Annotated in this window: 10 protein-coding genes; 8 read left to right on the forward strand and 2 right to left on the reverse strand. The window is 53.3% G+C overall.

What is annotated here, in order from left to right:
• Positions 1–143 precede the first annotated feature (143 nt).
• From P8N76_03310 to P8N76_03320, 3 genes are all read left to right on the forward strand, one after another.
• Positions 144–299 (forward strand): hypothetical protein, encoded by a 156-nt coding sequence (locus P8N76_03310; GenBank protein ID MDG2380677.1) that lies wholly within the window; start codon positions 144–146, stop codon positions 297–299.
• 119 nt (positions 300–418) lie between these two features.
• Positions 419–2,899 carry a DEAD/DEAH box helicase gene (locus P8N76_03315; GenBank protein ID MDG2380678.1) on the forward strand — a complete coding sequence of 827 codons (2,481 nt, stop codon included), beginning with the start codon at positions 419–421 and terminating at the stop codon, positions 2,897–2,899.
• Positions 2,900–2,953: 54 nt separating this feature from the next.
• Positions 2,954–3,883 (forward strand): ribonuclease H-like domain-containing protein, encoded by a 930-nt coding sequence (locus P8N76_03320; GenBank protein MDG2380679.1) that lies wholly within the window; start codon positions 2,954–2,956, stop codon positions 3,881–3,883.
• Between the two features lie 24 nt (positions 3,884–3,907).
• On the opposite strand, the gene P8N76_03325 is transcribed toward P8N76_03320, so the two are convergent.
• The gene (locus P8N76_03325; GenBank protein MDG2380680.1) at positions 3,908–4,531 is read right to left on the reverse strand and encodes a 5-formyltetrahydrofolate cyclo-ligase; all 624 of its coding nucleotides are present in this window, start codon (positions 4,529–4,531) and stop codon (positions 3,908–3,910) included.
• 193 nt (positions 4,532–4,724) lie between these two features.
• On the opposite strand from P8N76_03325, the gene P8N76_03330 reads away from it, so the two are divergent.
• The gene (locus P8N76_03330; protein MDG2380681.1) at positions 4,725–5,765 is read left to right on the forward strand and encodes a glycosyltransferase family 9 protein; all 1,041 of its coding nucleotides are present in this window, start codon (positions 4,725–4,727) and stop codon (positions 5,763–5,765) included.
• 43 nt (positions 5,766–5,808) lie between these two features.
• Here P8N76_03330 and P8N76_03335 read toward each other — a convergent pair whose 3' ends face one another.
• The gene (locus P8N76_03335) at positions 5,809–6,402 is read right to left on the reverse strand and encodes a DUF4254 domain-containing protein (GenBank protein ID MDG2380682.1); all 594 of its coding nucleotides are present in this window, start codon (positions 6,400–6,402) and stop codon (positions 5,809–5,811) included.
• A gap of 653 nt (positions 6,403–7,055) precedes the next feature.
• Here P8N76_03335 and P8N76_03340 point away from each other — a divergent pair.
• The 4 genes from P8N76_03340 to P8N76_03355 all read left to right on the forward strand — a co-directional run bounded on the left by P8N76_03340 (position 7,056) and on the right by P8N76_03355 (position 20,055).
• Entirely contained in the window at positions 7,056–9,050 is a 1,995-nt protein-coding gene (locus P8N76_03340; protein MDG2380683.1) for a VCBS repeat-containing protein, read from the forward strand.
• Positions 9,051–9,110: 60 nt separating this feature from the next.
• A complete protein-coding gene (locus P8N76_03345; protein MDG2380684.1) occupies positions 9,111–11,120 on the forward strand; it encodes a tetratricopeptide repeat protein in 2,010 nt (669 codons plus the stop codon).
• A gap of 306 nt (positions 11,121–11,426) precedes the next feature.
• Positions 11,427–13,607: a PEP-CTERM sorting domain-containing protein gene (locus P8N76_03350; GenBank protein MDG2380685.1), complete on the forward strand. Its 2,181-nt coding sequence runs from the start codon at positions 11,427–11,429 to the stop codon at positions 13,605–13,607.
• A gap of 346 nt (positions 13,608–13,953) precedes the next feature.
• Positions 13,954–20,055, forward strand: a complete 6,102-nt coding sequence (locus P8N76_03355; GenBank protein MDG2380686.1) for a lamin tail domain-containing protein — start codon at positions 13,954–13,956, stop codon at positions 20,053–20,055.
• Positions 20,056–20,351: the final 296 nt, after the last annotated feature.

Below are 20,351 nucleotides of genomic sequence, written 5' to 3' on the forward strand. Positions count from 1 at the left end.
AGATTACCCCTGCTTCCAGCGCTTAACCGGCGCCTCCAGCCTGTTTTTCACGCCTCGGTGCGTTATTTCGCTACTGGCACGCCATCTGCATCAGTCAAATTGTCGAGCAACGATCCGGTCAACCGTCCCAAGGAGGATTCGCGATGAAACGGAGTAATTTTCGGCTGGCCATTACCCTGCTAGCAGGAATCACCTTAGCAATTTTGATTCTCGAAGAGGGACAAATGGGCCCGATTAGCGATCGATATGATGACACCCGGAATCAGCTGCTTTCGGCGATTGATCACTGGCTTCACTAATAAATCTTGAGCGACTTGGCCGATACCCTATACTAAACAAATGTTTAGTAGTCTGGGCGGAAGATTGCACGGCCGTGGCCAAGAATCGATGCCCGCCCTCCATTTTTCACGAGGCATACATGGACGTTGGCGCCTTCCTGCAATCGATCGAGCATCACCAGCAATACGCCGGTCAAATTAGTCATGTGCAACAAATCTCTGAACGCGGGGGTCAATTTGCTGAACCTCGCCAGCCGCTGCACCCAGCACTTGCCGATTTATTGCGCAAGCAGGGAGTGGGACAACTCTACGAGCATCAAGTATCGGCTCTGGAAACAGCCCGAGCAGGGCAGGATCTTGTGGTGGTGACGGGCACCGCCAGTGGAAAAACCCTTTGCTACAATCTGCCGATCCTGGAAGCGTGTCTGCACGATCCAAAATCTCGGGCCCTCTACCTGTTTCCGACCAAGGCTCTTGCGCAGGATCAGCTGAAAGGTCAACTTGAACTGCTCGCCGGCAACGAACAGGTCTCCAACGCGATCAAGCCGGGCGTCTTCGATGGTGATACCCCGACAGCTCAACGAAGACGCATCAAAGCCGAGTCGAACTTGGTCCTCTCAAACCCGGACATGCTGCACGCGTCGATCCTTCCCTACCACCCCAAGTGGAATCGTTTTTTCGGTCAACTCAAGTATGTAGTCCTTGATGAGGTGCACACCTATCGCGGCATTTTGGGTGCCCACGTTGCCTGCGTCCTGCGTCGTCTGATGCGTGTCTGCGAACATTACGGCAGCCGGCCAGTCGTTTTGGCTGCGAGTGCCACGATCGCTAATCCGGGTGAATTGACGTCACGATTAATTGGTCGTGACGTCCAAGTCATCGACAATGACGGATCCCCACGCGGTCGCAAATATTTCGTCCTGTGGAATCCGTCCCCCCTTGGACGTGATCAACTGGCAAGGCGCAGCGCGACCGACGACGCGGTGTGGCTCATGGTAGAAGCGATGCGAGCAGGCGGGCAAGCACTGACCTTTACCCGCACCCGACAGGCCGCCGAATTAGTCAATCGCTACGCTCAGGATTCGCTACGCGATCAGAAATCGGACTTGGCGAATCGGGTTCGAGCCTATCGCGGCGGTTACCTGCCCAAAGAACGTCGACAGATCGAGCAGGATCTTTTTCAAGGTGAATTGCGTGGTGTTTCGGCGACTAACGCATTGGAACTTGGTGTCGACATCGGATCGTTGGACGTGGCTTTGTTGGTCAATTACCCGGGCACGATTGCGAGCACATGGCAGCAAGCGGGACGTAGCGGGCGACGACACGATGAAAGTCTGGCAGTTTTGTTGGCAGGCAATGACCCGGTCGACCAATATTTATTGCGACACCCCACCTACTTTTTTGAGCAATCACCGGAGCACGCCGTGGTTGATCCGGAAAACAGTTATGTCTTGGCCAATCATCTGAAAGCTGCCGCCTTTGAACTACCACTGGAAGAAAGCTGCGCGCAGCGCTTCGGCGAAGCTGCGCCGGTCATTGCAGAAATACTTTGCCAATCACACGAACTGTCTCAGGTCGCCGGAAAGAGCTACTTCGCCGGTGGCCAAAATCCGGCCCATCAGATCAGCTTGCGTCATATGAGTGATGAAACATTCAGTATCATCCTCCGACGTCCCAAATCGAATCCGCGTCAAGTCGGACTGACCATGCACGACAGTCAACGTCAACTCGACGGACCTCGTGACTTAGGCCCCGGTCGTGACGAATTAGACCACGCTAACGAAGTGATCGCGAATGTTGACGCGATCAGTGCGCCAGAACTGATCTACCCTCAAGCTGTCTATCTTCACAATGGTGAAACCTATTTCATTCGCGAGCTCGATTTGGAAGGCAAAGTTGCCTATGCAGAGCGTCATGAAATGGACTACTACACACAAGCGGTGCTCGAAAGCAACGTATTGATCACCGAACAACGCACGATCAACGAGAGCTTACCGACCGCCACACTTGCTTATGGAAATGTTGATGTCAGTTGGAAAACGGTGGCGTTCAAAAAGATCAAGTTTTCAACTCGCGAAAATGTCGGCTTCGGATCGGTCGACATTCCAGCCCAGAATCTACCCACGACCGCATTATGGCTTGTTCCCGACGATCAGATTCGACTCCAACTCAAGTCAGAGCGTTTACGTACCAGCGAAGGATTATGCGGCATGCGCAATCTCGCCGTGGAAGCGCTGCCTATGATCGCCATGTGTGATAGTCGTGACATTAGCGGCGTAGTGGACAGCAAAAACCTCGGCAAGAGCAGTTTAATTCTCTATGACCGGTATCCAGGTGGACTGGGCTACAGCGAAAAAGGATTTCATCAGATTCACGCATTACTTGAACTTTGCCATGAAATGGTAGCCGAATGTGAGTGTGAAGAAGGCTGTCCAAGCTGTGTTGGCTTACCAAATCTGCGACCCGCGATTCACAGCGATCCCGATCTTGTGCGCGGATATCCAATGCCCAACAAACTGGCAACCACGCGCTTACTACAACTCATCCTGACACGCGAAGGCGGCTTGAACACGCAGCAACCCGTCGATCTTTCAACCGAAATGGCCGACTCGAAAACTTAAGCTGCAATCTGACAGACGACGGACTGCACTCGAATCACACCTCACCAGTGAATCATGCTCTCAGACGACGTACGAGCTCGACTCGAAAAACTGAACCGCACCAGCTTACCGGATCAAGCTCCGCACTCTGTCGAATCTGAGGTGCAGGGTGTCGAATCTGAACTGGGGTCGCCACCAAAGGGCCAACGGGTCAATACCCCGTGGGGCCCTCATTGGTTGATTCAACAACCGTTGCAACAACTTTGGCCCCAGGGTCCCGAGCTCATTGCGGGAACACTGGCGACTGAAACTCCATCGATTCAAGGAGAACACGACGAGCTCGACCGTTTGCAACACGCTTTTCCTCATCATACGATCCTGTTGGATCTCGAAACATGTGGCTTCGCCGGATCGATCATTTTCCTGGCCGGCGTGATGCACCCACAAAACGGTGAACTCGTGCTCTCTCAACTCTGGGCACGGGACTACTCTGAAGAAAAAGCGCTGTTGCACAGCCTTTGGACGCTTGTTCATCGCGCACAACTGTTGATCACATTCAACGGTAAAAGCTTCGATTGGCCGCAAGTCCAAGACCGCAGCACGTTACATCACTTAGGCCAAAAAATCGACGGCCTTGCCCCGAGCCATTCGCCACCTGGATATCCCGGCTCACCCCTCGAGCCAATCTACCTCAGCCCCAATTCGAATCGCCCGATCATCCCCCATTTTGATCTCCTCCATCACGCCCGCCGCCGGTGGAAATCGCAACTGCCAAATTGCAAATTGCAGACGCTTGAACGCTATATTTGTGGTCGCAAGCGGGTTGACGATATTCCAGGCCGAGACATACCGCAGGCCTACCACGATTATGTTCGAACGGGACGCGACCATCAGACCAAATCGATTCTGCATCACAATGCACTCGATCTCGTCACGTTGCTCCAATTGTCGCTTACTTTCATCGGCCAGCAACTCCAGGCTGTGTCTTCAAGAGCTGCGTCCTGAGAAGGGCTGCGTCACAGGGCTGCGTCACAGGGCTGTGCGACCACGGCCTTGATAAACCGCCTTTTCTGTCACGACTTTGTCCATGTAGACGTCATGCGGCCCCACAACAAGGTTTTCGAACAACTGGCTTTCGTAACAGAGTGCCACCAGAGGACAGTCATCGCGCACCTGCGTCAGCAGGCGATCGTAATATCCTTGCCCATTTCCCATGCGACCTCCATCACGACCGAAGCCCACACCGGGAACCATCACCAGATCAAGCCGCTTTGGATCGATCTCCTTGCCCTTTTCGCCCCATCGGTCTCGTGGAGGTTCGAGTATCTTCCACTTACCGACCACGAGTTCATCCATGCTCTCCAACAACCAGAGCCCCAACTTATTCGCACCTTGGTCGTCAACCGTACAATAGGGAACGACGACACGTTGGCTGCTTTCAAGGGCCGCTGGCAAAGCGTGCCGAGTGCGCAATTCGGAGCGACAGTCCAAATACCACATCACGGTATTTGCAGCATGATACTCCGCTAAATCGACGAACTGACGAATCGCCAATTCGCTGATCTGATCCTTATTTTCCTGTGCGTTACGTGCGTCATACGCCTGTCGGCGTAGCCGATTCTTCTGGTCGGTCAATTCTGAGATAGTAGTCATCACTTCAGAATGACGAATCGCCCGGCAAATCGTCAAGGAGGGGGAGCTCAACTGACCGGTTTCAACCACCTTTTTCACGATTCCTGAACTGATTTCAAAATCCAACGATGAATCGGTGACTTGATCTTGGGCGTTTGGCCTCTCGCGACTATGATTCGCCTCGCCGTTTTCTCCCACTGACGAGGTAATTCTGATGCAAATCTCGTACGCCGACCCCCATCACCCTCGATTCTTGATCACTCGATTAAGTGCTGTCGGTGACTGCATCCACTCTATGCCGATTATCGGCGCATTGCGGCGGCAGTTTCCCGGGGCGTTCATCGCCTGGGCGACACAAGGTTTGCCAGCAACCCTCCTCCGAGATTATCCCGACTTGGACCGCGTCATTACGGTCGACCGAAACTGGCTCAAATCATTCCATCAAATTAAAAACATGCGGCGAACGCTGCATGAGTTGCAATTTGATGTGTCAATCGATCCACAATCGCTTACGAAAAGTGCCATGCTCGGCTGGCTCAGCGGAGCCCGTTGTCGAATCGGCTTCGATCGCCCGCAGGGGCGTGAGCTGAGCCTGCTCTTGAACAACGTTCGGTTTGCCAGCACGTTGCCCCATGTTGTCGACAAATACCTGGAGTTATTGAGACCCTTGGGGATCGAGCAACCTTCATCCCCAAAATTCGAGATGGCTGAATGGCAGCACGAAAAGGTCGATCAGTTCCTGCACGACACCCATCTGAGCGGTGAGTTTGCAGTCATCAATCCTGGAGCAGGCTGGGACTCTAAACTGTGGCCCGCGAAGCGTTTTGGACTCGTCGCTAAGCATTTAGGACGCGTTCATCGTCTACCTTCGGTGATCGTGTGGGCAGGTGATCGAGAACAAATTTTGGCCCGAGAAATCGCTGAACACTCCGGCGGGCATGGGTTGATCGCTCCGTCCACAACGCTTCCCGAATTGACCACGCTGATGCGTTATTCAAAACTCTGCGTCGCCGCAGATACGGGGCCACTCCATCTGGCCGCAGCCGTCGACACGCGTTGTGTCGGACTCTACGGCCCAACGCTGCCAAGTGAATGTGGACCTTATGGACCTCAGCATGTAAGCGTGCAGACCTGCTACCAGGACGGAAATGGGCGCCAGCGCCGCGGAGCCGACAACGAAGCAATGTGCGCCATTCGTGTGTCACAAGTTACTGACGCCTGCGATCGGCTCCTGGTGAAATCTCAAGCCGCCTAGCTCGAACGGAATGCTTCCCGCTCGAGCTCACCAATCTGAAGAATCAACCGGCACGCTTGTACAACTGCGGGTTCAACGTGGGATCATTGTACATTTTGAATTGTCGATAAGTGTTGTGACGCTTCTTACCTGCTTGGATGTCGTTCAACAATTCCTGAAGGGAATTCGACAGGTCGTGATGCTGCAGCAAACACTTGGCAATCTTTTGTTCGACCGAATCGATGTGCGATTGATCGACATCCGTGCGCTCAAGTTGCTCACGTAAGTGATAAACGCGTAACGATTGAATCGATAAGCGATCAATGACGCTGCCTGGTGTCTCGGTATTCAGTGGAGCCGAAACGGCTGGGGCAATTCGTGATTCGGCCAAATAACCGGTCAACCAGTCGTCAATTTTTTCGATCCAGTCGTTGCGCTGCTGGTTGTAACCATCAATGGCACGCTTCACTTCCGCAATTCGCTTGTCGGATACATCCTGGCTTCTCGCGATATCTTCCTCGTGCCAAAGCAGGAAATTGAAACTGTGTTGCTTGCAGATGATCGACCAAACACCATCGTACGAGTTCTCAATCGACTCGTGATGCCATCGTTCGACCGTTTCGGCATGCAATTTGTTAACCCGTTTCACATCAAGCATATCTAAATCCACCTTTCACCGTGCACTGCAAACACAACCCGATCTGGGGCGACGATTGTAGAGACAAGCCTTCCTCGGAGACAAGTGAATCTGGGCAAGCCTGAGGCAGACATCTGACTCCGTTAGCTCCCTCTTTCCCCACGGCCACCATGACCCACCCGCACACCACGACCAAGATTCGTTTCCGTCCGAGGCTGGCTTTCGATGAACATTTCACGGTCAAAAAACAAACACTGGCAATGTTTTGCACGACAGGCTTACTGAATCGATAGTGCTAGCTTGACGCTTTGTCGCTCCTTCAATGGCCTTGAGCGATTCCTCTCCAACGCGCGACAGAGTTTGGTATTCCGGGAACAATCCCGCTGCGTCCGGAGCCAGTTGGATCGCGTGTCGTTAGCACTCCCACTGGAATTCCTCAGCAACAACCGATGACAATAACCAGCAACCGAGTATTTCCTCTTCGTCCCTCGATGCATCGGCCGAATGGGGAAGTCGACTGGCGATCAATCGGCGGTCGATTTCCCAGGTGTCGCCCAACACGGTCTGTCAACAAATGTCGGACGTCGATGGCAACAGTTTGCCGTTTACCCACGCGTTTTGCCGGGGGGCTATAATGGGGGCTCGGTCTCACTCACCCAACGTGACTTTTCCCCATGCCGAAGCATCCCCACGACCTCGATCAAGACAATATCGAGCAAAACTCGACGACTGGCGCGATTTCAGGTCGGATCGCCCTTTGCTGTTTCATTTTGCTCGCGCTGCCCTTGATCCTCTATTGCGTTTGGAGCATCCCGCATGACTCATCCGTCGCGGTTGGAATCGATGAGGCGGCTGAAGCAGTCGCTACCCCGGTGGTGAGCGCGTCTCCCACGGTTGATGAAGGTCGTCCCGTGGAGAAGACGCGAACTGACCCGGTCAGCGTTCGGGCGCCGGGATCCACCCAGGAATCTTACGTGGCGCCGCTAGCCGATGCCTATCGCCGACTTGACCCGACGGCCGATGGTTGGCAGACGGAGGCCTTGCATGAATCCGCTGGCAAGCAATTAAAACAATTGACTCGATTGTTTGAGCAGGACCTGGACAACTCAATTCTAAAACGACTCGTGGATGACAAATTCGTTTGCTCGGCATTACATAGCGACTCGCTGCGGGAAGTTTTCCAAGACAACACGCTGCGCGTACAGCGTGGGGACCCACTCGACAAGTTAAGTTCTGCGGCGGGCACATTTCGTGGGCGCGAGGGACTGCGTGAAGCAGTCGACGGACTCCGACAGTTATATACAGGCGGCAAGATTGAACGGATCAAGTTAAAACCGTTTCGGATTACATCGGACGGCAATCTGGCAACCACAACCGTTGATTTTCAATCCGTTGGCGCAACCGCCGAAGGCCGATTACAAATCAACGCCAAATGGAAACTTGATTGGTCAACGGAAGGCGATGATCTCCCAAGACTGCTCACGATCAGACTCGAAGAATACGAAACGGTCCTGCACCAGGGTCAGGGAAAACGGATGTTTTCGGATTGCACTGCCGCGGTACTCGGCGACACGGTCGCGTATGAGCAGCATTTCCTGAGATCGACCGACTACTGGCGGAGTCGACTTTCTCGAAATCTCGGACTCGACGTCGTCGCAAATCACGGCATCGCCATTGGCGACGTGAATGGTGATCAGCTAGAAGATCTATACGTTTGCCAACAAGGTGGTCTGCCGAACCGATTGTTTATTCAAAACAGCGACGGCACGCTGCGGGACGTAAGCGGCGAGAGCGGAACCGATTGGCTGGATTATTGTGCAAGTGCGTTGTTGGTCGACTTTGATAATGACGGAGACCGCGACCTGATCGTTGCCCAGGAATGGCGAATCCTGTTCATGTCAAACGACGGCAGCGGTCAGTTTCAACTAGAATTCGGCACCAGCAACGAAGCCCAATCGTTCTCACTTTCGGCAGCCGACTTCGATCTGGACGGTGACCTCGACATCTACATTTGCGGCTATAACCCCACCACATCGACACTGCGGCGTGGTGTAATGGGCGAACCCATGCCGTACCACGATGCAAACAACGGGGGCCAAAACATTCTGCTACGCAACGATGGCAACTGGTTTTTCACGGACGTGACCTCAGACGTTGGCCTCCACCAAAACAATACCCGATTCAGTTTCGCTGCTGCCTGGGAAGACTACGACAATGATGGTGATCCTGACCTTTACGTAGCGAACGATTACGGCCGAAACAACTTCTATCAAAACGACCAAGGCAAGTTCGTCGACGCAGCGTCCGATCTGGACGTGGAAGACATGTCCGCCGGCATGTCAGCGAGTTGGGCTGACGTCAATCGCGACGGTCGGATGGATCTCTATGTTTCCAACATGTTCTCCGCCGCCGGAAACCGCATTACCTATCAGCGGCAATTTAAAACCGGAGCGAACCCCAACGTACGCGAGCAATTCCAACGGCATGCGCGTGGCAATACCTTATTTCTCAACCAGCCGAATGGTTTCCAAGACGTGAGCGAACAGGCAGCGGTCACCATGGGGCGTTGGGCATGGGGATCGCGATTTGCGGACCTCAACGGAGACGGCTGGGAGGACTTGATCGTGGCGAACGGTTTTATTAGCACCGAAGACACGGGGGATTTGTGAAGTGTCTATTGGCGACAGGTCGTGTCGCAATCTCCGATCGATGATTTCTCGGAACGAGCGATGATGCGCTATCGTCAGGGTTGGAAAGCGTTGAATCGACTGCTCCATGAGAATCGTTCGTTCAGCGGTCATGAGCGAAATTGTGCTTTTCTGAATACCCGGGGTGAGAACGACGAACTCCGATTTGCCGATGTCTCGGCGGCCAGCGGTTTGGACTTTGCCGATGATGGTCGAGCACTGGCGCTTACCGACTGGGATTTTGACGGCGACCTTGACATCTGGGTCACCAATCGCACAGCACCCAGAATTCGACTGTTGAAAAATAACAGCTCCCGCGAAAACAACTTTCTTGCGATTAAACTGCAGGGCGATGGTCAGCAGACCAATCGTGACGCGGTTGGTGCACGAGTCGAGGTTGTGCTAACTGGCGACAACCCTCTACCCTTGATAAAGACTCTCTCGGCAGGTGACGGCTTCTTGTCGCAGTCCAGTAGCTGGCTGCATTTTGGACTTGGCGACGCAAGCAAGATTCGACATGTCATCGTTCGTTGGCCTGGCGGCACACACCAACAATACGACAACCTGGAAATCAATCAACGCTACATTCTAGATCAGAAAAATGGGCAAGCGACTCCTTGGCAGGCTCCCACGGATCGAAAACAACTCGTCGCTTCCGCCCAAGTACCCCTTCAATCAAATTCTGTAGCGAGAACCGTGCTGCCGGCGAGACGTCTACTACCCACGTTGCGAACTGCTGAAAATGAGGAACCACTCAACTCGACCATCTCTCGCCCCACGCTTATTTCGATTTGGTCGGCTACTTGCAGCTCATGTGTCGAGGAATTGGCAGAGTATACGCGGCACGCAGAGCGTTTGCGGCAAGCCGGCCTGGACGTGATCGCCGTCAATCTCGACAACCTGGAAGACGATTCAGAAGCTGCACAACGTATTTTGAAGACGATCGGTTTTCCTTTTACCACAACATCGGGAAGTATCGAATTAGTGCGCAGCCTTGACGTACTCAAACGCGCCATTTTTGATCGATGGCAACCGCTAACCGTGCCTGCCAGTTTTCTTGTTGACGAAAAGGGTTTCGTTGGTGTCTTGTATCAGGGACCCGTTCAAATCAATCAATTGCTTTCTGATTTGCAGTTGCTGGAAATTCCTGCCAATCGCCTGCGGGAATTCAGTTCGCCCTTTCCGGGTCGCTGGATTATGCCACCTCCCTCGGCCGATCCCCTCCAGGTAACGACACGCTTCATTGACGAAGCAATGGTGACGAATGGAATCGACTACCTGGAACGCCACACCAAAATCGCCGAGGAAGCGCAGGCCGCCTCAAGTGATCAAGCACCCGGGGATTTGTATTACGTGCTCGCGATCTTGCTGCGGGATCAGCGGCAAATCAAAGAATCTTTGCAGGCCTTTCGGAAGGCCATCGCTTTTCGACCCGATGATTTTCGTTTTCGTAGCGACTTTTCAACATTGCTGGCCAGAATTGGGCAACTCGATCAAGCCGCGGAACAAGCTTTGGAATGCTTGCGGATTAATTCGCAGGACATTTCCGCACAACGAAAATTAGCCTTTATTCGCATGGGCCAAGGTAATTCCTCGGCAGCCATCGAGCGATTCAGAAAAGTGATCGAAGCCCAACCGAATGATGTCGCCTGCTGGTATAACCTGGCAAACGCGTATCGTTCGAACGGACAATTCGAACAGGCAGTCCGCTCGTATCGACGCACCCTGAAAATCCAGCCTCAGATGACATTAGCAGCCAACAATTTGGCCTGGGTGCTGGCAACGCACCCCCAAAAAGAACTGCGGAACGGCTCAGAAGCGGTGACCTGGGCGGAGCGAGTTTGCGAACAAACCAATCACACGCGGCCCACCTTCCTCGACACGCTCGCCTGCGCCTACGCAGAAATTGGAGAATTTGAGCAGGCCGCTGCGACGGTGGCAGCGGCGATCCGCCTGCAAATGGCCAATGCTCCGGCGGGCAAAGCGGCAAATATGGAAGCTCGACTAAATCTCTTCCAACAAAATCAGCCCTTTCGGGACCGACTTCCCTGACGCCACATCGTCTCATGCAACTTGCGCGGTGAACCGCATGGCAACTGAAGAAACGCCGCCCGTCCCACCTGGCTGCGCTGCTCATTTGCTGCGCTAAGGATGCTTAGCGCAGCCTCAATCCTTTGCTTTTTCCTCAATCCGAACAGAAAAGCGTTCTTATTTAGGGGAACGTCACTTATCTTATAGCCCGATACATTTTGGTACAAATGTTCAGAGTTGTTGTCTTTTCCCTTATCTCGTCTCTGGCGTTGCTCCGTCTTATCTCGTTGGGCAAGTCACATGAAACATCGGAGGTCATTGTCCGTGATGGTTCGTTTCAATTTCAAAGGCGTTTGCGCATTAGCAATTTCCGCCACGCTTATGCTCGTCGCACCGGCAACTGCCGAGATCGCTGAGGGCCTTGTTTCCTATTGGCCACTGAACGGTGACTTCGTCGATGTGGTTGGCCAAAACGATGGCGAACTCATCGGTGAAGACGAAGCGTTCTTTGACGATGGACAGTTCGACCAGGGCATCGTTTTAGACGGAATTGACCAATTCATCGAAATCAGCGGAGATGAATCGGAGTTCGATTTTATCGACCAGGATTTTTCGATCTCAGCTTGGTTCCGAGTCGATGCATTTACCAAGAGTTGGCAAGCCTTGGTTGCTAAGGGTGAAGGAAACCGTTGGCGTGTTCACCGCCGAGGCGGCGAAGGCATCATGACCTGGAATGGCGGAAACGGTGACGTTCCCGCAGACATGAATCCCCCTATCGATGACGAAGAAATCCATCATTTCGTCGGTGTTTCGATAGCTGGCGAAGCCGTCCAGATGTATATCGATGGTGAACTCGTTTCCGAAGGCGGCGCACCCGTCACGGAAAACAACGACCAACCTGTGATGATCGGTGAAAACCCGGATGCACGTGGACGAACGTGGGAAGGCCTGATTGACGATGTTGCAATTTGGGGGCGCGCCCTCGATGAATCGGAAGTTGGCTTTCTCTGGAATGATGGTGCCGGCAAGAATCCTACCGATGTGGGGGTAATTCCTCCAATCTTCATTGGCGGTGAAAACACGATTGGTATGAGAAGTTACGACGGCGATCAATCCAATGAGCAATTTGGTCCTCAGCAAGAAGGAGTCCCTGGCTTTAGCGGTCGGATGGTCACCTTTGACCAGAGTGATGAAACAACGATCAGCGACCACACAACTGCGCAGGACGTTCTGGACGAATACGAAGGTACTCAAGGTATCGGCGCCTACCCGGTCGCGGATTTGGCCGGCGGTGGTGGAACCTTCGGGGAGAACCTTCCGTACCCCAACGGTGTCAACGACGCCAGCCAGAATGACTTCGTGGTCGAGCTAACGGCCGACGTCACGATTCCCGCTGGTACCTACACGATCGGATTCGGTTCCGACGACGGTGGTAGCCTTCAAATTCCAGGTGTTGAGTTTCTTGACTCGCAAAACAACGACAACTTCGAGGACGATGAAATCCGTTTCGAAGGAACTCGTGGCCATGGGTGGACTGCCGGTACATTTGAGCTGGACGAAGACTTGGAAACCACGCTTGTGGCTTCGTTTTTTGAACGAGGCGGCGGTGACAGTTTCGAAATCGCCCTCATCGACGATGAAATCATTGAAGATGCGAGTCCTGCCAACGGTTGGGAATTGTTGGGCGACGGTACCTTCGGCTGGAAAGTCACAACCACCACCGCTCCGCTGATCAGCGCTGACCTGAACGCGTCGGTCTCAGCAGTTCGGCCAATGGAATTTGACGTAAACGGCGACACGGGCGAAGCCGATCAGTTGGTTTTGCCAAACCCGGACCCAGAAGTCTTTACGACAACCCTGGATATTAGCGCTGACCTCACGTTCCAAATCAAGAGTGCGGGAACGGTTACGAGCGGCGAAGCGTTCACCATTATCGGTGCTGATCAAATCGTCGGCACACCCACGATCACGTCGGTAGATCCAACCCAAAACTGGGTCTTTGATGGCGAAACGGGTCGAGTTTGTTTGGACCTTTGCCCAACGACCGGACTCAAAGGGGACTACAACGGTAATGGCCTGCTTGACGCGGAAGATCTGGATTTGAATGCGACAGTCGGTATTGCCAGTCAGGATCTGGCTTACGACTTGAACGCAGATGGTCTGGTCAATTCAGCAGATCGTAAAATCTGGGTCAACGACCTGAAGAATACCTGGATGGGCGATGCTAACCTGAATGGCGTATTCGACAGTGGTGACTTGGTTACCGTGTTCGCTTCCGCGAAGTACGAAACAGGCCAAGCCGCGACCTGGGGTCAAGGCGACTGGAATGGTGACCAGAAGTTTGATTCTGGTGACTTGGTCGAAGCCTTCAGCAATGCGGGCTACGAAGCAGGTGAGCGACCCGGCGGTCCCAACCCTGTTACGGCAGCGGTTCCTGAACCGTCCAGCATGGTGCTTGCCCTGATCAGCCTCTTTGGACTGATGGGCATCGCGCGTCGAAATCGTTAGTTCGTTGTTTTGAGCAACGACTTATCGTCCAGCAAACCGCCTCGTAACCGAGGCGGTTTTTTTTGACTGCTTCCCTTTCTAATGATTGCAAGCGGCGACTTGCAATTTAACTCTCGAGTCAGCGATCCTCGTTTTTTAGTACAAACCCAAACGGTTGGGCTGGCCCCCATCTTCGGGCCCCCATCTTCGGGCCCCCATCTTTCGCCCAGCCCGGTTGATGTTCGATACACAACTTAGATTTCCTATCTTTCAGCAACCTTGTCTGTTAGGTTGTCAGACGGGTGCAGAATTCAAGCGGCAAAATCGACTTTCGTGTTACAAAACTGGTTCGAAAGAGATATCTAGCGTGCATCGTATCAAACCCAATTACAGTCGGCGTAAATCTTGTCGCACTTTCGCAACCGAACTGCTTGAACCACGAATGGTGTTAGCGTCGGCTCCAATCATCTCAGAGTTCCAAGCCGTCAACCGCTCCACCATGATTGATCAAGATGGAGATTCATCGGATTGGATCGAGCTCCAAAATCCTGGGTCCCAATCCATGAACGTCGGTGGTTGGTTTTTAACGGATGATGCTACCGATTTAACAAAATGGAAATTACCCGCGGTAGACATCGATCCGGGAGACCAGTTACTCATCTTTGCTTCAGCTAAGGATCGCATTGGGCCGTCCGAATTGCACACCAACTTTCGCTTATCCGGTAGCGGCGAATTTTTAGCGCTGGTTCAACCGGATGGTGTGACCATCGCGCAGGATTTCGGGGTTACCTTTCCACCGCAGCGAGAAGATCAATCGTATGGACTGGCACAAGTCCGCAAGCCTACGGTATTGGTGGATGGAAATTCAGCCGTGACATCAATCGTCCCCACTGACGATTCGCTGACCTCCGCATGGACGACTGACACCTTCAACGACGCGAATTGGCTGAAAGGATCCGGAGCTGTCGGTTTTGAGAACCTGCGTCCCGAAACAACGCAGGTGGAAGAATTTGCCACGTCACTCGACTCGGAATGGACGATTGACCTGCCTCAGGGAACCGAGGCAACCGTCGAAGTCTCTGCTGGAAGCCTCAACTTCTCAGTGCCCACTGATCAGAATACCTCGTTCGATGCACGCGGTCTCGCACCGATCGCTTACCGGGACCTCCCTGTTCCCGACGCGACCCAATGGGAATGGATTGCCAACATTGAGAAGGTTAAACCGGGCGACCGGAGCTCGGTCGGCATCATGATCTACGATGGCTCAACCGGCAAACCGGCCCTCATGCTGGAACAGTCGATCCGACGTAAGTTTAGCTTTCTAAGCGGCGGTACGGAATTTGGGTGGTCACAAAAACAGCAAGGAAACTTTTGGCTGCGATTGTCACGTGATGAGGCTGCAAAAACCTGGACCGCGTCCGCTAAGTTGACTGAGACAGATCCTTGGAATGTAATCGCCACGGTCACCGATGGAACCTTTGAAGGACCGGTGGTCTCCGAGCCGAAACTTGCGCTTTTCGCTCGAACACCCGTCGGCACAATCGACGCGAAGTTTCTCTCGGTCCAGTTCGTCGCCGCAGCCCAGCGGCCCACCTATGATGCACTTATCGGACTGGACATCGGCCCAAGCATGTCGAACACGAACCCTTCGGCTTACCTGCGATATGCCTTTCAACTCGATGGTGATCCAAATCGCTTTGATGTGCTCAGTCTTGGCGCACGCTATGACGATGGTTTCAAGGCCTACTTAAACGGTGACGAAGTCACGTCGGTCAATGCTCCTATCAGTTCTGACTGGAATTCCAGCGCAGCGAGTCAACATGGTGCTATCTTCAACAAGATCCCCTTAGAGCAATTTGACCTCACCGATTCATCAGGACTGCTGCGGAAAGGTGAGAATGTACTGGCGATCCATGGCATGAATGTTTCGGCCGACGATCCAGACTTTTTCTTTCAAGGAGGACTCGTTGCCAGCGAAGTTTTAAACTCCGAGAGCCGATTTTTCACTACACCAACACCCAACGATCCCAATCAGTTGCCGAGCGCGAGCGAACCTGATTCGGTAGACTCAGACGGTCTCTTTTTTGGATCGCAAACAGTGGAACTCAAGCTACCAGACGGTAGCCCGCCGACGCTCCAAATTCGATACACGCTGGATGGTAGCGATCCAACCGAGGATTCGACTTTGTACTGGGGGCCCTTCACATTCACCGATTCCACCTTGCTCCAGGCAAGAACGTTCGACACGCTACCCTCACCCAATTTCCGACCGAGTCGTGTCATGTCCAAGACATACATTGCGCTCGACGAAACGCTACGCGAACGCACTTCGAATCTCCCTTTGGTAGTGATTGATACGTTGAGTCAAGCAATCCCTGCGACCACGACAAATGATCTGCGTAGGGCCGGTGTTGTAATCCTAGACGTCAACGGCGCGACTGACGAGTCGTCACTGAAGGATGGAATCGTCGATTATTTAGGAAGAGGTGGTATTCGCCGACGTGGATCGAGCACGGGGGGGCAGCCTAAACCTCAGTTAGCTTTTGAATCATGGGGCCCAGGCGGTACGAACCGCGATGATGATTTCGATGCCAGTCTCTTGGGCATGTCGGCAGAAAGTGATTGGGTACTCCACGCACCGTTCGGTGGTGACCCGATTTTCATGCGCAATGCAATGGGATTTGCGTTTGGCAATCAGATGGGTCGTTGGGCCCCGCAGACGCGCCCCGTCGAAGTCTACCTCAACGACGATGGCGGCAGTGTATCAGACAGCCACTACGTGGGTGTTTACGTCTTGATGGAAAAAATCAAACCTGGACCAGGCCGACTCGATATCGAAGAGATTGGCCCGCTGGCCCATCAGACGCCCGACATTTCCGGCGGATACATTTGGAAAGTCGATCGCACCGATCCCGACGCGCCTGCCTTTGACGCCGGTGGCCAACCCCTGAACTGGGTGTATCCCGAAAGCCCGCTGTCACTCACGACAGACCCTGAACGCAAGGCTACCGAGCAACAGCAACAATGGGTCGTCGATCAATTCAACGCCCTTCAACAAACACTGCTGCGGCCTGACATCAATGATCCCGATGGCTATGCCAAGTTCATTGACGTTGATGCATGGATTGACTATCACTTGGCACAAGTGGTGATGTACAACGCAGACGCGTTGAGCTTAAGTATTTTCTACCACAAAGATCGCAATGACAAGATTGCTGCCGGACCGCTTTGGGATTTGAATCTGACTGCCGAATCGACCCGCACCGATGATGACGATCCCACGCGATGGCGTACCGGTGCCAATTTTTTCGAGGTCAGTTGGTGGAAAGACTTATTTCGCGATCCAGGATTCTGGCAACAGTATATCGACCGCTGGCAGATGTGGCGGCAGTCGGTTTTCTCCGACACCAACATCAGCAACGTGATCTCTGAATTGGCACAACAAATTGGCGATGCCTCCGACCGCAACGCGGTTCGCTGGCCAAACAACGCGTTTCGTGAAACCAGCGGGTACAACTCAGGGTTCCTGGATGGCAGCTTCCAAGGTGAAGTCGATCACATGCGCCATTGGATGTTTGCTCGTACGCGCTTCCTGGATGACCTTTTCTCGGCTGCTCCGAAAATCCAGATTGATGGCAGCGCGCTTGGCAAACTACCAGGCGTCCAACTGACCAGCGGTCAATCCGTTGAGATTTCCAGCGCACCGATCGTAGTGCCCGTCGATACCAAACTTGTTTCGGGTGTGCCGGGTGAAAGCGTCGCCAGCTATCTCGTCCCAACCAACGATGATCTGACTGATCAGTGGACTCTGCCAGATTTCGACGACGCTGACTGGCAACGAGGTCCAACAGGTCTTGGATTCGATGAAAACGGCGACCTGAGTGAATGGATTCGGACCGAAGTCGATCCCCGAGCCGTGCAGGACGGAGCCACAAATATTCTGGCTCGTATTCCTTTTGAGATTTCAAACCTGGCCGATCTGGAAGGAAAACGACTAATCTTGCGCATGAAATTCGACGACGCCTACGCCGCCTATTTGAATGGTGTACGGGTTAGCGCCGTTAAACTTAAAAACAACGAACTTACGTGGAACGCGCGAGGAACCAATCAGAAGGACGAGGAAGCGATGCAGTTTCAGGAGATCGATGTCACCAGACATCACGAGCTGCTCGTGCAAGGAACCAATCTACTCGCGCTCCGCGTTCTCAATTCATCGGCCAGTTCCAACGAAATGCTGCTCTTGCCAGAACTGGTCGCGCAGGAGCTGACCTTCGAGACAAATCCCACAGCCAAGGTGTATTACACCGTGGATGGAACCGATCCGCGCGGTGCTGACGGGCATCCAAGCGCTACGGCAATCGAATCGAAACCAGGGCAACCCTTGACAATCGAAGCAAATACACGCTTCATTGCGAGAACCTTGGATCCGTCTGATCGAGGCGAAGAGGCGACCATCGTCCTGTCGGATTGGAGCGAGACGGTGCAATATGACTTGGTGGTCACCTCGTCGCCGCTCGTAATTTCAGAAATCAACTACAACCCAACCGATCCGAGTGATTTCGAGTTAGTCAACAGTCCTGACAATGACGGTGACGGCGCGAAGGACTGGACGAGCGAAGATTTTGAATTTATCGAAATCTACAACCCTAGCACCAACCCAGCCGACCTGGTGGGCGTTGCCTTGACGGCAGGCGTCGACTTTGATTTCACAAGCTCGGCGACCGCCCTGGCAGCGGGCCACTATGGGCTAGTCGTGCGCAACCAACAAGCCTTTGAAACTCGATACGGTAGCGACCATAACATTCTTGGCCAGTACGAGGGTCGCTTGGATAACAATGGAGAACAACTGCAACTCGAAGATGGAGCGGGAACCTTATTGTTTGCGGTCGACTACAATGACAGTGACCCATGGCCAGTCGCAGCGGATGGCGTCGGAGCAACCCTGGAGTTCATTGATCCAAACGTCAGCCTGCCGCAGCAAAATAAATACTACGCTTGGCGTTCCAGCCGCGGCGCCAATGGGTCACCCGGCTCGCCCGGGCAGGCTGCGGCAAGCATCGTGATTAACGAAATCTTGGCGAACACCGGTGAGCAAGCCGATCTCACAGATGCCATCGAATTATTCAACCCCACCAATTCGGCGATCGACATCAGCCGATGGCAGCTCAGCGACTCAGTTCGTGATCTGCGAAAATTCAAGATACCCGACGCTACGATTCTTGAACCGGGCCAGTACATCGTTTTTGATGAGGCAGACTTTAACCCCACTCCAGCTACCCCAGATCCCAACCATTTCAGACTCAGTGGCATTCAGGGTGACGACGTTTGGCTAACGATCACTGACGATCAAGGTCAGATCACGATGTTTGTCGATGACGTTCACTTTCGCGCCACGTCGAGTGGCGACTCGCTCGCTCGCTTTCCAAATGGATCGGGACGTCTCGCACCAACGACAGGCAATACGTTGGGGACTGAGAACGCAGATCCACGTCCCGCAGCGGTGGTTGTCAGCGAATTCAACTACGCTCCACACTTACCTTCCGAAGCAGCACTAACAATTGACCCAACACTTTCCAGGAGTGACCTGGAGTTCATCGAAGTCGATAATCAGACAGATGTGACAGTCGACATGATGAACTGGCAGATTCAGGGTGGCGTTGACTTTAAATTCGATGACGGAACCATGCTCACCGTCAACCAACCGATGATTGTCGTCAAATTCGACCCCAACGACCCCAAAAATGCCAGACGACTCGCCGCATTTCGCACTCATTACCAACTCGATGACGACGCACCGATCGTCGGCGGGTATGCGGGTCAATTAAACAATAGCGGTGACCAGATCGTTTTATTGCGATCACAACCTCTTCAGATAGATCGGCCAGACTTGTCTACCCTGGTCCAGGAAGACGAAGTCCTCTTCGACGATCTGGCGCCTTGGCCCGAAAATGCAGCAGGTACTGGCAACTCACTACAACGACTCGGTTTGGAGTCGTATGGCAACGATAGCCGTTCATGGATATCCGACTCGCCGTCGCCCGCATCAAGAACCGAATTGCGCGGTGATTTTGACCATAATCGATTGATCGATGCGGCAGATATTGACCTTTTGTTCGCCGCAATTAACGCGGGTCTGCCGGATACGGATCTCGACCTCACAGGAGATAAGATCGTCAACGACGACGACCGCGATGTGATGGTAAAGGAAATCCTCGGCACCCACTACGGCGATGCAAATCTAGACGGACTCTTTAACTCAACCGATCTCGTCTCCGTTTTCCAGGCAAGTACCTATGAAGATCATCTCCCGCAAAACGCGACCTGGGAAAGCGGGGATTGGAATGCAGATGGTGAATTCGACTCATCCGATCTCGTCTTGGCGTTCCAGGACGGTGGCTATGTCAGAGGGGCCTTCCTACGAGACCTGAACAGGCCATCCGCTTTGGTCGAACCAAAGCAGCCGCGTTGAACGGGATTAAGTCGCATAAAAAGATTGTCCGTATCCACTGATTGGGTCCGTTCTCGGTTGGAATTCGAGAGGCCCCCAGATATGCCATAAATCTGCTGTGACTTCTATCGCTTCTACAAGCGTCGATTTATTCGCGAAAAAACGCCGATGGATGCTTGCGATTCCTAAGCTCGATCCGCTCGACTTGGTTAACAATTCTGATCGCAAAACAACTGCCTTTCTCTTTCTTGCCTCAGGTCGCTCTGCAAACAGTTCGTCAAGCGACGATCTGCAGTCGTGCTACCTCGCACGATGTG

The sequence above is a fragment of the Pirellulaceae bacterium genome, assembly GCA_029243025.1.
GTDB lineage: Bacteria > Planctomycetota > Planctomycetia > Pirellulales > Pirellulaceae.

What these genes read in the sequence shown, in the direction of transcription:
- P8N76_03310 (MDG2380677.1), top strand. Translation starts at nt 144, where the DNA reads ATGAAACGGAGTAATTTTCGGCTGGCCATTACCCTGCTAGCAGGAATC.
- P8N76_03315 (MDG2380678.1), top strand. Translation starts at nt 419, where the DNA reads ATGGACGTTGGCGCCTTCCTGCAATCGATCGAGCATCACCAGCAATAC.
- P8N76_03320 (MDG2380679.1), top strand. Translation starts at nt 2,954, where the DNA reads ATGCTCTCAGACGACGTACGAGCTCGACTCGAAAAACTGAACCGCACC.
- P8N76_03325 (MDG2380680.1), bottom strand. Translation starts at nt 4,531, where the DNA reads ATGACTACTATCTCAGAATTGACCGACCAGAAGAATCGGCTACGCCGA.
- P8N76_03330 (MDG2380681.1), top strand. Translation starts at nt 4,725, where the DNA reads ATGCAAATCTCGTACGCCGACCCCCATCACCCTCGATTCTTGATCACT.
- P8N76_03335 (MDG2380682.1), bottom strand. Translation starts at nt 6,402, where the DNA reads ATGCTTGATGTGAAACGGGTTAACAAATTGCATGCCGAAACGGTCGAA.
- P8N76_03340 (MDG2380683.1), top strand. Translation starts at nt 7,056, where the DNA reads ATGCCGAAGCATCCCCACGACCTCGATCAAGACAATATCGAGCAAAAC.
- P8N76_03345 (MDG2380684.1), top strand. Translation starts at nt 9,111, where the DNA reads ATGATGCGCTATCGTCAGGGTTGGAAAGCGTTGAATCGACTGCTCCAT.
- P8N76_03350 (MDG2380685.1), top strand. Translation starts at nt 11,427, where the DNA reads ATGGTTCGTTTCAATTTCAAAGGCGTTTGCGCATTAGCAATTTCCGCC.